The following is a 12,963-nucleotide window of genomic DNA, read 5'->3' on the forward strand; positions in this document are numbered from 1 at the left end:
CATGGCACAAGCTGATACCGCAAAGAGTGCCCTGGAACGTGTCCGCAGCCTTCATATCGGCTCTGCGCGTGATGCCGAGGCGGCAATGCACATGACGCGTCTTCTTGGCACGGACGAACAGGGGGATCTGACCCCTGTCGTCAAGCGCTTCACCCGGACCGGGGAAACCCGTGGGGTCATGCTGATCGGGGGGCCGGGAAGCGGCAAGTCCCACCTGTTGGAGCGCACGCTGTCCAAGCTCACGGTGTTGCAGGAGGGCGAGTACGGGCAGCCGCGCTATCTCGGTTGTTCGGTGCCGAGCCCAGCGACGTTCAAGAGTATGACGCTCGCCCTGCTGGCGGAGAGTGGCTACCCCGATGCGAACCCGCGCAAGGAGGCCTGGTCGCTCTGGCAGGACCTGCGTCACCGCTTGCAGCTTCTCGGGATCTCGGTGCTCTGGATCGACGAGGCGCAGGACCTCTTCTGCGCGGACCGCAAGCTGATCCTTCGGGCGCTGAAATCTCTGATGCAGGGTGACGATGCCGTCATCGTGGTCCTGTCTGGCACGGAAGACCTCGCAAAGGTCATTCGTACGGATCCGCAGGTGCAGCGCAGGTTCACCGCGATGGTGCTGCCCGATCTCGTCGAGCAGGTCGATGGCGACAGCTTCCGCGATGTCACTACGCAATACTGCCAGCGGGTGGGGCTCGGGGCGCCGATCGAAGCGGATCTGATCGGACGCATCTTCCATGGGGCACGCTATCGGTTCGGACGGGCCCTCGAGCTGTTGCTGCAGGCCATGGAAATCGCCATCGGGCGCGGTGATGAGGAACTGGATATCGGGCATTTCGCGGCGGCCTACGCGATGAACGAGGCCTGCACAGCTGCCGAGAATGTTTTCTACGCCGACCACTACTGGCTCCTGAAACCCGATGAGGTCGAGGAGGAGCATCCTCGTCGGAAAAAGCGGTGAGGGCGGTCTCATGAGCGCGCTTTTCCCCATGCTGCCGTTTGCCGATGATGAGACCCCTCTGTCCTGGGCAGCGCGGCAGGCCGCCTTCCACACCCGCGGACGCGCTCTCGCATTCCTGAAGGATCTCGGCATTCCCCTCGTGGACCTCGCGCGGGGCGACGAGCGGGCGGTTCTGCGGCTGTGCGAGAGGGCGGGGCACGATCCCGCAGCGGTGCTGCGCAATACGATCAGCGCAGTTGGTGGGCGGCGCTACCAATTGCGGGGGCTGGAGTTCGCAGCCGAATTCACGAGCGGTCCTGTGACACGGATCTGTCCTGCCTGCCTGGAAGATGATCTCAGCGGGGCGCGTTTGCCCGGTGCCGCGCTGCGTCACCGGCTCATCTGGCGGTTGGCTCCGGTACGGACCTGTCCGGTCCACGGAGTCAGGCTCCGCGATCTGCGGTCGGGGAAATGGGACGACATCGCACATGAGCTGCAGGTCATGACTACCTTGATCGATGCCGAGCGGCAGGTGCCGGATGGCGTCCGCGTGGTCTCGCGGCTGCAAGCCTACGCGGTGGCGCGTCTGGAGGGCTACCCCGGGCCCGCATGGCTGGACGCTCAGGATATCGATCAGGCGGTGCGCGCGACCGAGATGCTGGGCGCCCTCGAGGCCTTTGGTCCGAAGCTGAAAGCCTCGGACATGAATGCGGATATGTGGGATGCGGCCGGGCGTGCGGGTTGGTCAATCGTCGCCGAGGGCGATGCGGCGATCCGCGAGTATCTCATGGCGCGCGTCACGGCATCCAGAGGGAAAAGAGCTGCGCCGCGCGCGGCCTTTGGCATGTTGCATGCCTGGCTGTCGGGAAGCCGGCTTTCTAAGGACCCTGGGCCCATCCGCGACATGCTCAGGGATGTGATCCTCGAGACCACCCCGCTCAGCAAGGGGCACATGCTTTTGGGCAAGCCGGTTACTGATCCTCACCTCTGTAGCGTGGCATCGATCGCAAAGGCCGAAGGTCTCGACGCCAGAACGCTGCGCAACGTCCTGCAGGTGGCGGGGCTGTTGAGCCCGGCAGAGGCGGAGCAGGGGAGCAACCGGCTCGTGGTCGACTACACCGCAGCGCGCGATCTGATCGACGTTGTAAAGCATGCTGTTCCGGTCATGCGCCTGCCGGACTTGCTCGGGGCCTCCCGCCCGCTGATCGCGCTTCTTATCGAGATCGGACAACTGCAACGTGTGCAGGATCACCGCGCCCTCGCAAGCAAGATCGGCAAGGCCGTAGATGGCCGGGGCGTGAAGCCGATCCTTCGGTTTCTGGAGACGAGCTTTCCGACCATCGACGAGGCGCCCGAGGGTTTCGTCCATCTCTCCAAATCAGCCGAGAAATCCCGGGCGCGGGTGAAGGTTATCCTGGAACTGATGTTCCTCGGGCATCTGAAGCAGGTCTTCCGGGTGACCGGAGCACACGGATTCGCGGCGGTGGTTGTCGACCCGGAGGAGATCAAGGCGCTGCTCGAATCCCCTCCGCTAGGCCTTTCCCAGGACTCATATTTCCTTATGGGATGACCCTCAGAACCTGACCATTCCCGGCAATTCAAACCATGCCGCCTTCGGGCGGCATTTTTTTACGAACTTTCGATGGCCATTTTCTCTGGGTGAAATGGACAGATTACGGCCTCAGGGTTTGTTTTGGTGAATTCGATCATTATTTTTCAATGACTTACACCCTGGGGAAAGTCGCTGATGGCCAATAATTCACGGGTGCGACAGAAGTCAGAGAAAGCAAATGAATGCGCAAACGAAAGCATAAGTCTGCGCAAGGGCTGTCAAGGGGGTAAATGAATGCACCTTTTGGCCCTCAGCCCTGGCCACCTTTTTTGAAATTATTGAGCTGGCGGAGCATTGCTTCCGCCAGCTCTTTGTTTCTCGGCTGGGCCGTATTCCATCCTCAAATCAAAGGGCATTTCGGAGCTTTTTGTCGGCGTTGAGGGTGACGGGCATTGATCGACGCAAGCGCGGGCTGAACCTGCGTGACTCGATCGGAAACTAGCCTTCGCCGAAGCGATTGAGGCGGCAGAGGTCCATCATTGAGCTTGAGCGGCGCACCACGTTTATCATCAAGGCGACAGAACGAGCGGCAAGGTGGGAATTAGGAGCAAACCCCATAGTCCATTCTGGTGATGTGCTCTTCAATTGCGTTGGCTCCAGCAGCTGTCCCCAAAAGGTCGATGGGCCTTCGTCGATCGAGACCGTATGCAGGTTCGAGAAGCCACGCCTCTGCCTGCTTCTGGTCTCCCAAAACGTCCGAAGCCTTGGAAAGGATGCCGGCAAAGCGCCAGATGCGGCTGCCAAGTTCCGTTGAAAGCGTCTTTCTTTGGCCTCCTGGTTTCCGCCGCATAAGCTTGCGATGACTGAGCCCCACGGCCTTTTAAAGTGCGTCACCTGTCGTTAGGGTCAGGATGCATTGATTTTCAACGCACTGCGTGATTCACGGCTCGGAAAGCGGAGCGGTGACATGAGTAACCTTTTCTGGCTGACCGACGCGCAGATGGTCAAGCTTTCCCCTTTCTTCCCGAAGTCGCACGGCAAGCCGCGGGTCGATGACAGGCGGGTGCTGAGTGGGATTATCTTCATCAATCGCAATGGCTTGCGCTGGCGAGACGCTCCGGAATCCTACGGACCGCACAAGACGCTGTACAGCCGGTGGAAGCGTTGGAGCGAGAAAGGGATTTTCGCCCAGATGATGGTCGGCCTGGCTGCCGAACACGGGGAGGAGAAGACCGTGATGATCGACGCGACCTACCTGAAGGCACACCGCACCGCGACCAGCATGGCCGCGAAAAAGGGGGGCGTGGTCGCCTGATCGGGCGAACCAAGGGCGGCATGAATACCAAACTGCATGCCATCTGCGACAGCCAAGGGCGACCGCTCAACCTGTTTGTCACCGCCGGTCAGGTCAGCGATTACATCAGTGCGCGGGCGCTTCTGAATAGCCTGCCAAGTGTCGATTGGCTCCTAGGAGATCGGGGCTATGACGCCGACTGGTTCCGAGAAGCGTTGAAATACAAAGGGATACGCGCCTGTATCCCTGGCCGAAAGCAGCGCGCGACGAAGGTGAAATATGACAAGCGCCGATCCAAGGCGACCAGTATTGTATTTTCGCGGAGGGACCACACGATGCCTGTCTTGAGTGACACCTGGTAGCAAACCCAAGCGAAATGCGGGCAGGGACACGATTGCAGAAGGGCAAAAATACAGGGGCGAAACCACATTCCCGGAGAACAGTGTACCTGCAGCAAAGGCCGAAGAATGCATGACATGACTCTCCTTAAGGGTGATTTCTTGGATCGAACTTCACGCCATGATTTCTGTGACTTGCTAAATGCGCACAACCGGTTGCCCTTTCGCCTTGCGGGCGGGGATTGGGTCTTGACCCCTATGCGCGCCGCCGCTAGCCCGCACTCACCCAGCGATACGTCAGGCAGAAACTTCAACCGCAAACAAGCGGAGACGGGACATGATTCTGCGGTGTACTGCTGTGTCGACTTGCGCCCTGCTGGCAGCGATGCCCGCAATGGCCGAAGTTGTCGAACTTGAACAAATCAACGTAAGCCAGCAAAGCAGCGAGACCTTTTTGGGGGAAAGCGTTTCACTCAATACCGGTGCTGTGGCCAAAACAGGTGATGCGATTGCGGAGACGCCGCGGTCGGTAACGGTCGTCACCGCTCAGGAGATTGCCGCGCGCGGTGCGCTGAATGTGGAGCAGGCGCTGCAGTATTCCGCAGGCATCGTCGGCGGTCAGTGGGGGCTGGACAACCGCTCGGACTGGTATCTTGCCCGGGGTTTCAAGGCCAGCACGCTGCATGACGGCCTGCCCGCCCGTTACGGGGCTTACAATGACACCAAGCCCGAACCCTTCCTGCTGAACAGCATCGAAGTGCTGAAAGGCCCGGCCTCCGGGCTTTACGGCAGCGGCTCCGTCGGCGGTGTGGTGAACACCACTTCGAAAACCGCGGCCCAGGACTCGGACAACCTAATTCAGTTGCAAGCGGGATCGCATAACCGCAAACAGGTTGCAGCGGATGTGAGCGGCGATCTGAACAGCAGCGGCACCTTGCGCTACCGCTTCGTTGGCGTTCTGCGGGACTCGGAAACCCAGGTCGACCATTCGCAGGATGACGTGCTGGCGCTGGCGCCTTCGGTCACCTGGCGGCCGAATGAGGATACCGAGCTGACAGTGCTGGCAAACTATCAGGAAAATGATGGAAGCCCGCTGATCCAGTTCGCCTCGATTTATGGCACGCTGCTGCCTGCGACTGGGTTCGGCAACGGCGATTTCCTTCCCAACAGCGTCTTTGTGGGTGAGCCGGGGTTTGACAAGTTCGACAGCGAGCAGCGCGCTATCACGGCAATGTTTAAACACCGCTTCAACCCGGTTTGGAGCATCAATGCCAATGCGCGCTATCTTGAAGGCGAGGCTGTGTACCAGCATGCCTGGTGGGCTTTCGACAACACCGGCACGGGCCGGTATAACCCGGACGGCACCATCAACCGCACCTTTTACCGGGCGGAAAACCGGCTGAAAACTTGGGCAATCGACGCCTATGCTACGTCGGAATACGCGCTTGGCGGCTTTGATATGAGGACCTTTGCCGGGGTCAGCTATACCCGCGGGCATTATGACAGCGATGCCGGCTATGGCGCCCAAGTCGGCCCGATTGACCCGTTCAACCCGTCCTATGCCGGTTTCAACCCGATCACAGTAACCGATACCCCCGGCACCTCAATCACCGAAGCCGGCGCCTATGTGCAGCATCGTGCCGCCTATGACGACCGGCTCTTCATTGATGTTGGCCTGCGTTATGGCGACATCGAAACCGGATCGAGCAATGGCAGCTTCGGGACAACAACCAATGCCGCCAAGGACAGCGAGTGGACTGGCAATGCAGCGGTCATGTATCGGTTCGACAATGGCTTTGCGCCCTATGTCAGCTATGCTGAAAGCTTCCGCCAGGATGCAATTGGGACCGACGTGAACGGCAATCCGTTCGACCCGATCCGGGGAGAGCAAATTGAAATTGGTGCCAAATACCAGCCGCTTGGCACCGATACGCTGCTGACGGCAGCGGTGTTCGACCTGACCAAATCGAACCTGACGGTGGCCGATCCGGGCAATCCGGGCTTCCAGGTCCAATCGGGCGAAGCGTCCGCTAAGGGGCTGGAACTGGAGGCGTTTCACCGGTTCGGCGCTATCACGGTCGATGCGGCGTATACCTATCTCGATACCGAAGATGCCGAAGGTGATTATATTGCTCAGGTGCCAAAGAACGCTGCATCGCTGTGGCTGAACTACGCGCCTGAAGAAGGCGCGCTGCAGGGTTGGGTGTTCGGGGCTGGTGTGCGCTACAACGGCGAGGCTTGGGACGGGCGCAACACCCAGCTGACGCCCTCATATGCCCTGTATGATGCAGCGGTGTCTTATGGCCAGGACAACTGGCTGGTTTCGCTGAATGTGCGCAACCTGAGCGATGAGCGCTATGTCAGCACTTGCCAGAGCGGGGCCTGCTACTTTGGCGACGGGCGTAATGTGGCGCTGACCCTCACCTCGAAGTTCTGAGCTGCGGCGCCGCGGCTGGTGGATAGGAAAAGGCCCGCGCAGTCAGCGCGGGCCTTCTTCTTTTCCGTCACGGAAACTGGCCTGGGCTATTTCGAAGTTCATCGGAGGTTGAAAGTGAGCTGGCTGAGGTTGAGCTTTTTGGCGCGGCGCGTTTCATGGCTGGCGCACCACCAGTTCGGCGCTGGAAAGCCCGGCCTGGGCCAGCTGGCGCAGGATGCGGGCCAGGGTTTTGGCCTCCAGCCGGGCGCCGGCGCGCAGCTGGACGCTGGGACTGCCTGCCCTGGCGGCCGCGAGGCGGGTCAGCGCCGCTTCTCCCTCTGCCCTGTCGAAATGCATCCGGCCCGCGGCATTGATGTAGAGCACCGGCTCGGCTTCCGGCTCGGTCTCCGACGCGGCGTCGCGCAGGGTGACATCGAACGGGTCGGGCTGCGCCAGGCGCGAGGTCATCAGGAAGAAGATCAAGAGCAGGAACACCACGTCGATCATTGGCGTCAGGCTGGGCTTGCGCCGGGGCTGGGGGGCTGGGGCGAGCACTCGGCCGCCAGCGCCAGAGCTTCCTTTCGCGTGAGCGGTTCGTTGGGCGGCGCCACCTCCGCCGCGGGTGCGGCGTCAGCCTGGCTGCCCTGTCCGGTGGGTTCTGCAGCGGCGGCACCATCAGCGGCAGGCGCCTGAGATGCGGTTTCCGGGCTGGGCGCAGGGGCCTCCGGTTGCGCTCCTGCCGGCGCCGCAGCAACGATCCCGGGCGTGGCGGGCGCCTCGGTTGCGATGGCAGGTGTCGGCGCCTCCTGCGCGGCAGCAAGGGAAGCGGTCAGCAAAAGGGCAGCAAGCACCGCCGCTACGCGGGTGATCATGACTGGCTCCAATAAGCGGCGATATAGCTTTGCCCGGGGGCGGGCTTGTCCTGCCTGAGGGCCTCGCGCAGGTGCTGCACGTCGGACTTCTCGCAGGCGAACCACAGGAAATGGCTGGGGAATTCCTTGCGCGCGGCCAACGCGCGGCCGGCCAGACTGTGTCCGTCGCGGCGGCGCAGCCAGGTCAGGGCGATGCCTTCCGGGACGGTGACCGGATAACCGCAACCTTCACCCTCTTCGCTGAGCAATACAGCCTCGCCCTGGCTGTCCTGCGGCAGGTTCTCCAGGATGCGGGCCGCGGCGGGCAAGGCGGTTTCGTCGGCGTAAAGCAGGATCTTGGAGGTTTCGGGAACACCGCCGCCGCCGGGCCCTGCAATGGCCAACCGGTCCCCGGACTTGGCTTGGCGCGCCCATTCGGCGGCGCGGCCACCGTCATGCAGGAATATGTCGAACTCCATCAGCCCGGCCTCATGGCAAATCCAGCGGGTGGTATAGACCGGGCGGCGCAGCGCCTTCTCCCCCTTCGGCCAGACGGTGGCGCCGTTCTCCGCAACCCTAGGCCATTCCGGTGCGGCGCAGCTTGCGGGCGGCAGCAGCAGGCGGAAATGGATGGCATCGTCCTGAAAGCTGACCAGGTCCGGCGTTTCTACCCGGACCCGCAGGAAGGTGCTGCCAACCGGGGTGACCGATTGGACCGCGGTGAAATGCACATTGGGCGGCAGCGCGCCAACGACGGAGGGGTCCGACCAGCGCAGGGCTTCAGAGGCGCCGGGCCGGAATGCGTCCAGATGCCCGGCAACGCCTTCCTTCAGCATATGCAGCCTATCCGGCATGGCCGCGGAAATGCGGATCGCGGTCCCGCCGCCCTCAGCGGCAAAGCTGTAGTGGCCGAAGGCGGGAACTTCGACGATGACGCTGACCGCGCTGTCCTGGATCACAGGCAGCTCATGCTCCTGTGCCATGCCGATGATGGCCGGACGGACGGCAGCAAAGGGCAGCACCGGCAGCGAGGCATCGGCATGCAGCGGGAAGGCGGGGCTGACGGTCATGGCGGCCTCGTTCATTCGGGGATGACATGCGGGGTGCCGTGGACCGGATCGGCAATGATCCGGCAGGGCAGCGCAAAGACGGATTGCATGACCGGCGCGGTGACCACCTCGGCGGGCGTACCCTGGCAGAATACCCGCCCGTCCTTGAGCGCGATCATATGGCTGGCAAAGCGGGCGGCCAGGTTGATGTCATGCAGCACCATCGCGACGGTGCGGCCGGTCTCGCGGTTCAATTGCTGCACCAGCTTCAGGAGTTCGATCTGATGCGGCAGGTCGAGATAGGTTGTCGGCTCGTCCAGCAGCAGGATGCCGGTGTCCTGAGCCAGCGCCATGGCGATCCAGGCCCGCTGGCGCTGGCCGCCCGACAGGGCCTCCAGCGGCCGGTCTGCATGGCCCGCCATATTGGTCAGCTCCAAGGCGCGGGCCACGGCATCTGCATCCTGCCTGGACCATTGCCGCAGCGCCGATTGATGCGGTGTCCGCCCGCGGGCTGCCAGGTCACGCACGGTCAGCCCCTCGGGCGCGGTGGGGGTTTGCGGCAGGATCGCCAGGCGCTGCGCAACCGAGCGGCTGCCCTGCCGGTGGATCGCCTTGCCGTCCAGAACGGCCTGCCCGCCGCCGACGGGCTGCAGCCGCGCCAGCGACTTCAGCAGGGTGGATTTGCCGCAGGCATTCGGCCCGACTATCGCCGTCAGCCCGCCATCCGGGATTTCTGCCGACAGGCAGTCGAGCACAGGGGTGCGGGCGAAGGACACCGAAAGGTTTTCGGCCCGCAGGCGGGAGGTTGCAGTCATCAAAGGGATCCTTTCCTGAAGTGCGCCAGCAGCAGCCAGATCAGAACCGGCGCGCCGGTCAGCGCGGTGAAGACACCGGCGGGCAGCTGGATCATTGGCACAGCGCGGGCGGCGGTATCTGCAAGCAGGGTCATCAGCGCGCCTGCCGCTGCAGCGCCAAGCAATACAGGCTTGCCATTGGGGATCAGGCGGCGGGCGATCGGACCGGCGGCAAAGGCAACAAAGGGCAACGGGCCTGCGGTGGTGACGGCAAGCGCAGCCAGCAGGATCCCTGCCGCCGTGACGGCCAGCCGGAGCGGGGAAAGCGGCAGCCCGAGCCCGGTTGCGATATCATCCGCCATCCCAAGCCGGGCAAGCGGGAAATGCAGCCACAGGACAGCAGGCGCCAGCAGCGCCAGGCCGCCCCAGACGAGCCCGGCGTCGTGCCAGTCGCGGGCGTTGAGCGTGCCGATCAGCCATTTCGCCATATCGGAGGCCGTCTGCGCGTCCATGCGGCTGATAAGCAGGTCCGCGGCGGCAGTGAGCATCAGGCTTGCGCCAATGCCGGTCAAGATCAGCCGGTAGGGCGGCAGCCCGTGCTTCCAGGCCAGCAAGGTCACGGCGGCGGCACTCAGCAGGGCTCCGGCAATGGCGCCGGGCAGCACCATGCCGCCGGTAAGCATCATTGCCGCCAGGGCGCCGCAGCTGGCGCCGGCATTGAAGCCGATCACATCCGGCGAGGCGAGTGGGTTGCGCATCATGGTCTGGAACATCGCGCCGGACAGGCCGAAAGCCGCCCCGGCGCCAAGCGCAGTCAGGATGCGGGGCAGCCGGTGGTCCAGCAGGATTATCTGCTGGATTGCGTTCCCCTGGCCGCGCAGCGCGCCGAGGGTCTGCGCCGGGCTAAGCGGGTAGCTGCCCATGTGCAGAGCCAAGCCTGCCGCGGTCAAAATCACCGCAAGCAGAGCAGCGCCGGCAAATGCGGCCCGCCGGGAAATCTGCAGCGACAGGAAGGAAAGGCGCAGGGTCCAGATCATAGCTCGCGCACCCCGTTGCGGCGCACCAGCCAGATCAGCACCGGCCCGCCGATCAGCGCGGTCATCACTCCCGCCTGCATATTGCCGCCGAGCAGGGGCAGGCGGCCCAGCAGATCGGCTGCGGTCAGCAAAAGCGCCCCGAACACCGCGGAAAACGCGATCGTCCAGCCAATGCCGGGACCCGCCGTCCAGCGGGCCAGATGCGGCACGATCAGCCCGGCAAAGGCGATGGGCCCGGCCATCGCTACGGTTGCGCCGCAGAGCAGGACAATGGCAACCCCGGCGGTCAGACGCGTCAACCCTGTGCGCACGCCCAGACCCTTCGCGGTGTCTTCGCCCAGCAGCAGCGCATTGAGGCCAAACCCGGCCGCAGCGGCGAGGAGCGTTCCAAGGGCAAGAAACGGCAGCAGCGCATAGAGCGTGCCCGGCAAGACACCGTCAAACCCGCCCAGCACCCAGAAGCGGTAGACATCCAGCGTCTGCTGGCTGACCAGAAGCAGCGCCCGGGTCAGCGCCAGGAACAGGGCGCTGACGGCAGCGCCCGCCAGGATCAGCCGCAGCGGATTGGCCTGGCTGCCGCCGCCAAGCAGGAACACCAGAACCGATGCGGCGAGTCCGCCGCCAAGGGCAACCCAGACGAAGCCTGCGGGATCGGTGACGCCGAACAGCAGAATCGAGATCACGACCCCCAGCGCCGCGCCACCATTGATCCCCAGCAGGCCCGGATCGGCCAGCGGGTTGCGCGTCATGGCCTGGATCAGCGCGCCGGCCATGCCGAGCGCGGCCCCTGCAAGCACCGCGCCCAGCAGCCGGGGCAGGCGCATGGTGCGGACCACGATGTGCTCTGCGCTGCCCGCATCGTAAGCGGTCAAGGCCGCCCAGACATCGCTCCAGCCCGTTGCCCGTACTCCCAGGCGTAAGGCGGCGGCTGACAGAAGCGTCAGCCCGAGCACAGAACCGGCAAGCCACAGCAGGCGCAAATCTGCGGCGGCATGTTCCGAGGGAACAGAAAAGGTTGAATCGGCCATGTCAGGACCCTTCCGGCAATAACCCGGCTTCGGCCATGCCCGGAACCGGTGTTGCTGGGTCGCCATCCATTGCCGCCTCCAGCAACGGGACCAACTTGTCCAGCGCATAGTCCAGGCTCAGCGGGCTGGAATGCGACAGCGCCGCCGCCAGCATCGGACCGGCATAGATTTCGCGGCCCTCGCTGTAGGCGCGCATGGTGTGGCGCAGCGGCATACGGGCGAGTTTTCGGGCATTGCGGCCGGTATCCAGCCAGATCAGCGCGTCCACATCCATGGGCGAAAGGTCCTCGCCGGAGAATTCAGTGTAGAACCTGTTGAGCGCGCGCAGCCCGCCGGGGGCGTCCTGGGCCGAAAAGCCCAAAGACTCCAAAAACTGGCCGCGGATATCCGCCCGGGTATAGGCCTTGGTGTGGCCGGCCCAGGCCATCAAAGCACTTGCCCCCTGCCATTCAGGGTGTGCGGCGCGCAAACCGGCGAACCGCCCTTCGATCCGGGCGATGATAGCCTCCGCCTCGCCGGATTTGCCAGTTGCCGCACCCAGCCTGCGCAGCATGTCCTGCCAGGGAGAGCCGTAATCACCATATTCCGCGCGTGGCGGTATTGTCGGGGCAATCCGCGATAGAAGCGCATATTCCCGCTCGGTGATACCGGACCATTGCGCGGCAATCAGGTCGGGTTCCAATGCGGCAATCTGCTCGATATCGATTTCGCCCTGCAACACAATGGGGCGGGCATCGCCCAATGCCTCATGCCCCCAGTGCCAAACGCCGTAGGGGTCAGTGCCGTACCATTTGCGCAGCGCATAGGGTGTCTCTCCCAGGGCCAGCAGGAAGTCATGCCCGATGAAGCTGAGCGAAATGATGCGTTCAGGTTTGGCTGGCACAGTTGTCGTGCCATAGCGGTGTTCGATGACAGCGGGGAAAGGGGCCGCGGAGGCAGCCGCGGGCGCAAAGATAAGGAAAGGTGCGGCCAGCAACAGGACCGCACTGAGCCGGTTCCGCTTTCCCGGACTGCAGCAGCCAAGCAGACCGGCACCTGCGTTAAGGAAAAAACGACCCAGTTTCATAACTCGCTCCAGCCATTGGCACGGTATGCAACCGTACCGGGATGTTAATTTGGGATTGGCTGGACTGCTTTCCGCTCAAATGTGGCGGCCGTCTTGCTGTAATGCGCCCGTTAAAGGCAGCTCAGACGTCTAATTAACCTTAGTTCTTTTGTCAAGTTAACCGCCTTGCCGCAGCTGCGGCGGTTCTGGCATGTTTGCGGAGGAGCCGGCTGATGTCCCGCAGAGGCTGCAGATACAGGATGCGCAGGCTGGCCGCCGAACTGCGTTCAGAGGCATCCAGCCCGACTTGCAGTTCCTCTTCTCCATGCGACAGGTGCAGCGAACTGAACATCCAGTCCGACACCGCCAGCGATGATCCGGAGAACAGCACCTTGCGGTTAAAAACAAGTGCCAGTACCGCTCGCAGCGGGCTTTTGCGGATGAGGACAAGCCAGGCCGGCGCGAGCAGGGTAGACAGGGCCAGGTAGCCGAAGAACACCCGCTTCTTCGGGTTGGCAAAATCCGCAAACACGGCGGTGATCTGCTCCAGGGTATCCACTGCGAAGCCTCAATCGGGCACCGCCTGCCAGCGTTGCCCGGTTTGGTATCAGCCGGTCTCGGCACCGCC

Annotated in this window: 12 protein-coding genes and 1 pseudogene; 4 read left to right on the top strand and 9 right to left on the bottom strand. The window is 63.3% G+C overall.

Annotated features, from left to right (window positions below; translation table 11 throughout):
* Position 1 precedes the first annotated feature (1 nt).
* Positions 2–952: a TniB family NTP-binding protein gene (locus tag AC0KW6_RS16975; RefSeq protein WP_474035469.1), complete on the top strand. Its 951-nt coding sequence runs from the start codon at positions 2–4 to the stop codon at positions 950–952.
* A gap of 10 nt (positions 953–962) precedes the next feature.
* Positions 963–2,501, top strand: coding sequence for a TniQ family protein (locus AC0KW6_RS16980; protein ID WP_474035470.1), 1,539 nt, complete (start codon positions 963–965; stop codon positions 2,499–2,501).
* A 583-nt stretch (positions 2,502–3,084) separates the two neighbouring features.
* Here the strand turns inward: AC0KW6_RS16980 and AC0KW6_RS16985 are convergent.
* Positions 3,085–3,357 (bottom strand): antitoxin Xre/MbcA/ParS toxin-binding domain-containing protein, encoded by a 273-nt coding sequence (locus tag AC0KW6_RS16985; protein ID WP_416361501.1) that lies wholly within the window; start codon positions 3,355–3,357, stop codon positions 3,085–3,087.
* A gap of 93 nt (positions 3,358–3,450) precedes the next feature.
* On the opposite strand from AC0KW6_RS16985, the pseudogene AC0KW6_RS16990 reads away from it, so the two are divergent.
* Positions 3,451–4,100, top strand: a pseudogene (locus tag AC0KW6_RS16990) (IS5 family transposase); the annotation flags it as partial.
* Between the two features lie 352 nt (positions 4,101–4,452).
* The gene (locus tag AC0KW6_RS16995) at positions 4,453–6,552 is read left to right on the top strand and encodes a TonB-dependent siderophore receptor (protein ID WP_474035471.1); all 2,100 of its coding nucleotides are present in this window, start codon (positions 4,453–4,455) and stop codon (positions 6,550–6,552) included.
* A gap of 153 nt (positions 6,553–6,705) precedes the next feature.
* On the opposite strand, the gene AC0KW6_RS17000 is transcribed toward AC0KW6_RS16995, so the two are convergent.
* From AC0KW6_RS17000 to AC0KW6_RS17035, 8 genes are all read right to left on the bottom strand, one after another.
* Complete coding sequence (locus AC0KW6_RS17000; RefSeq protein ID WP_474035472.1) at positions 6,706–7,038, bottom strand: ExbD/TolR family protein; 333 nt, start codon at positions 7,036–7,038, stop codon at positions 6,706–6,708.
* A 5-nt stretch (positions 7,039–7,043) separates the two neighbouring features.
* A complete protein-coding gene (locus AC0KW6_RS17005) occupies positions 7,044–7,403 on the bottom strand; it encodes a hypothetical protein (protein ID WP_474035473.1) in 360 nt (119 codons plus the stop codon).
* Positions 7,400–8,467, bottom strand: coding sequence for a siderophore-interacting protein (locus AC0KW6_RS17010; protein ID WP_474035474.1), 1,068 nt, complete (start codon positions 8,465–8,467; stop codon positions 7,400–7,402). Before AC0KW6_RS17010 ends, AC0KW6_RS17005 begins: the two co-directional genes overlap by 4 nt.
* Positions 8,464–9,246, bottom strand: coding sequence for an ABC transporter ATP-binding protein (locus AC0KW6_RS17015; RefSeq protein ID WP_323777922.1), 783 nt, complete (start codon positions 9,244–9,246; stop codon positions 8,464–8,466). Before AC0KW6_RS17015 ends, AC0KW6_RS17010 begins: the two co-directional genes overlap by 4 nt.
* Positions 9,246–10,262 carry a FecCD family ABC transporter permease gene (locus AC0KW6_RS17020; protein WP_474035475.1) on the bottom strand — a complete coding sequence of 339 codons (1,017 nt, stop codon included), beginning with the start codon at positions 10,260–10,262 and terminating at the stop codon, positions 9,246–9,248. The genes AC0KW6_RS17015 and AC0KW6_RS17020 overlap by 1 nt, the downstream gene beginning before the upstream one ends.
* Entirely contained in the window at positions 10,259–11,290 is a 1,032-nt protein-coding gene (locus AC0KW6_RS17025; RefSeq protein WP_323777919.1) for a FecCD family ABC transporter permease, read from the bottom strand. The genes AC0KW6_RS17020 and AC0KW6_RS17025 overlap by 4 nt, the downstream gene beginning before the upstream one ends.
* Position 11,291: 1 nt before the next feature.
* Positions 11,292–12,173 carry an ABC transporter substrate-binding protein gene (locus tag AC0KW6_RS17030; protein WP_323777917.1) on the bottom strand — a complete coding sequence of 294 codons (882 nt, stop codon included), beginning with the start codon at positions 12,171–12,173 and terminating at the stop codon, positions 11,292–11,294.
* A 334-nt stretch (positions 12,174–12,507) separates the two neighbouring features.
* A complete protein-coding gene (locus AC0KW6_RS17035; protein WP_474035476.1) occupies positions 12,508–12,894 on the bottom strand; it encodes a hypothetical protein in 387 nt (128 codons plus the stop codon).
* Between the last annotated feature and the right edge of the window lie 69 nt (positions 12,895–12,963).

It is taken from the genome of Leisingera sp. SA215 (assembly GCF_055902035.1).

Excerpts from the sequence above, each read along its gene's own strand:
- AC0KW6_RS16975 (WP_474035469.1), top strand. The coding sequence starts at position 2 with ATGGCACAAGCTGATACCGCAAAGAGTGCCCTGGAACGTGTCCGCAGC.
- AC0KW6_RS16980 (WP_474035470.1), top strand. The coding sequence starts at position 963 with ATGAGCGCGCTTTTCCCCATGCTGCCGTTTGCCGATGATGAGACCCCT.
- AC0KW6_RS16995 (WP_474035471.1), top strand. The coding sequence starts at position 4,453 with ATGATTCTGCGGTGTACTGCTGTGTCGACTTGCGCCCTGCTGGCAGCG.
- AC0KW6_RS17000 (WP_474035472.1), bottom strand. The coding sequence starts at position 7,038 with ATGATCGACGTGGTGTTCCTGCTCTTGATCTTCTTCCTGATGACCTCG.
- AC0KW6_RS17005 (WP_474035473.1), bottom strand. The coding sequence starts at position 7,403 with ATGATCACCCGCGTAGCGGCGGTGCTTGCTGCCCTTTTGCTGACCGCT.
- AC0KW6_RS17010 (WP_474035474.1), bottom strand. The coding sequence starts at position 8,467 with ATGAACGAGGCCGCCATGACCGTCAGCCCCGCCTTCCCGCTGCATGCC.
- AC0KW6_RS17015 (WP_323777922.1), bottom strand. The coding sequence starts at position 9,246 with ATGACTGCAACCTCCCGCCTGCGGGCCGAAAACCTTTCGGTGTCCTTC.
- AC0KW6_RS17020 (WP_474035475.1), bottom strand. The coding sequence starts at position 10,262 with ATGATCTGGACCCTGCGCCTTTCCTTCCTGTCGCTGCAGATTTCCCGG.
- AC0KW6_RS17025 (WP_323777919.1), bottom strand. The coding sequence starts at position 11,290 with ATGGCCGATTCAACCTTTTCTGTTCCCTCGGAACATGCCGCCGCAGAT.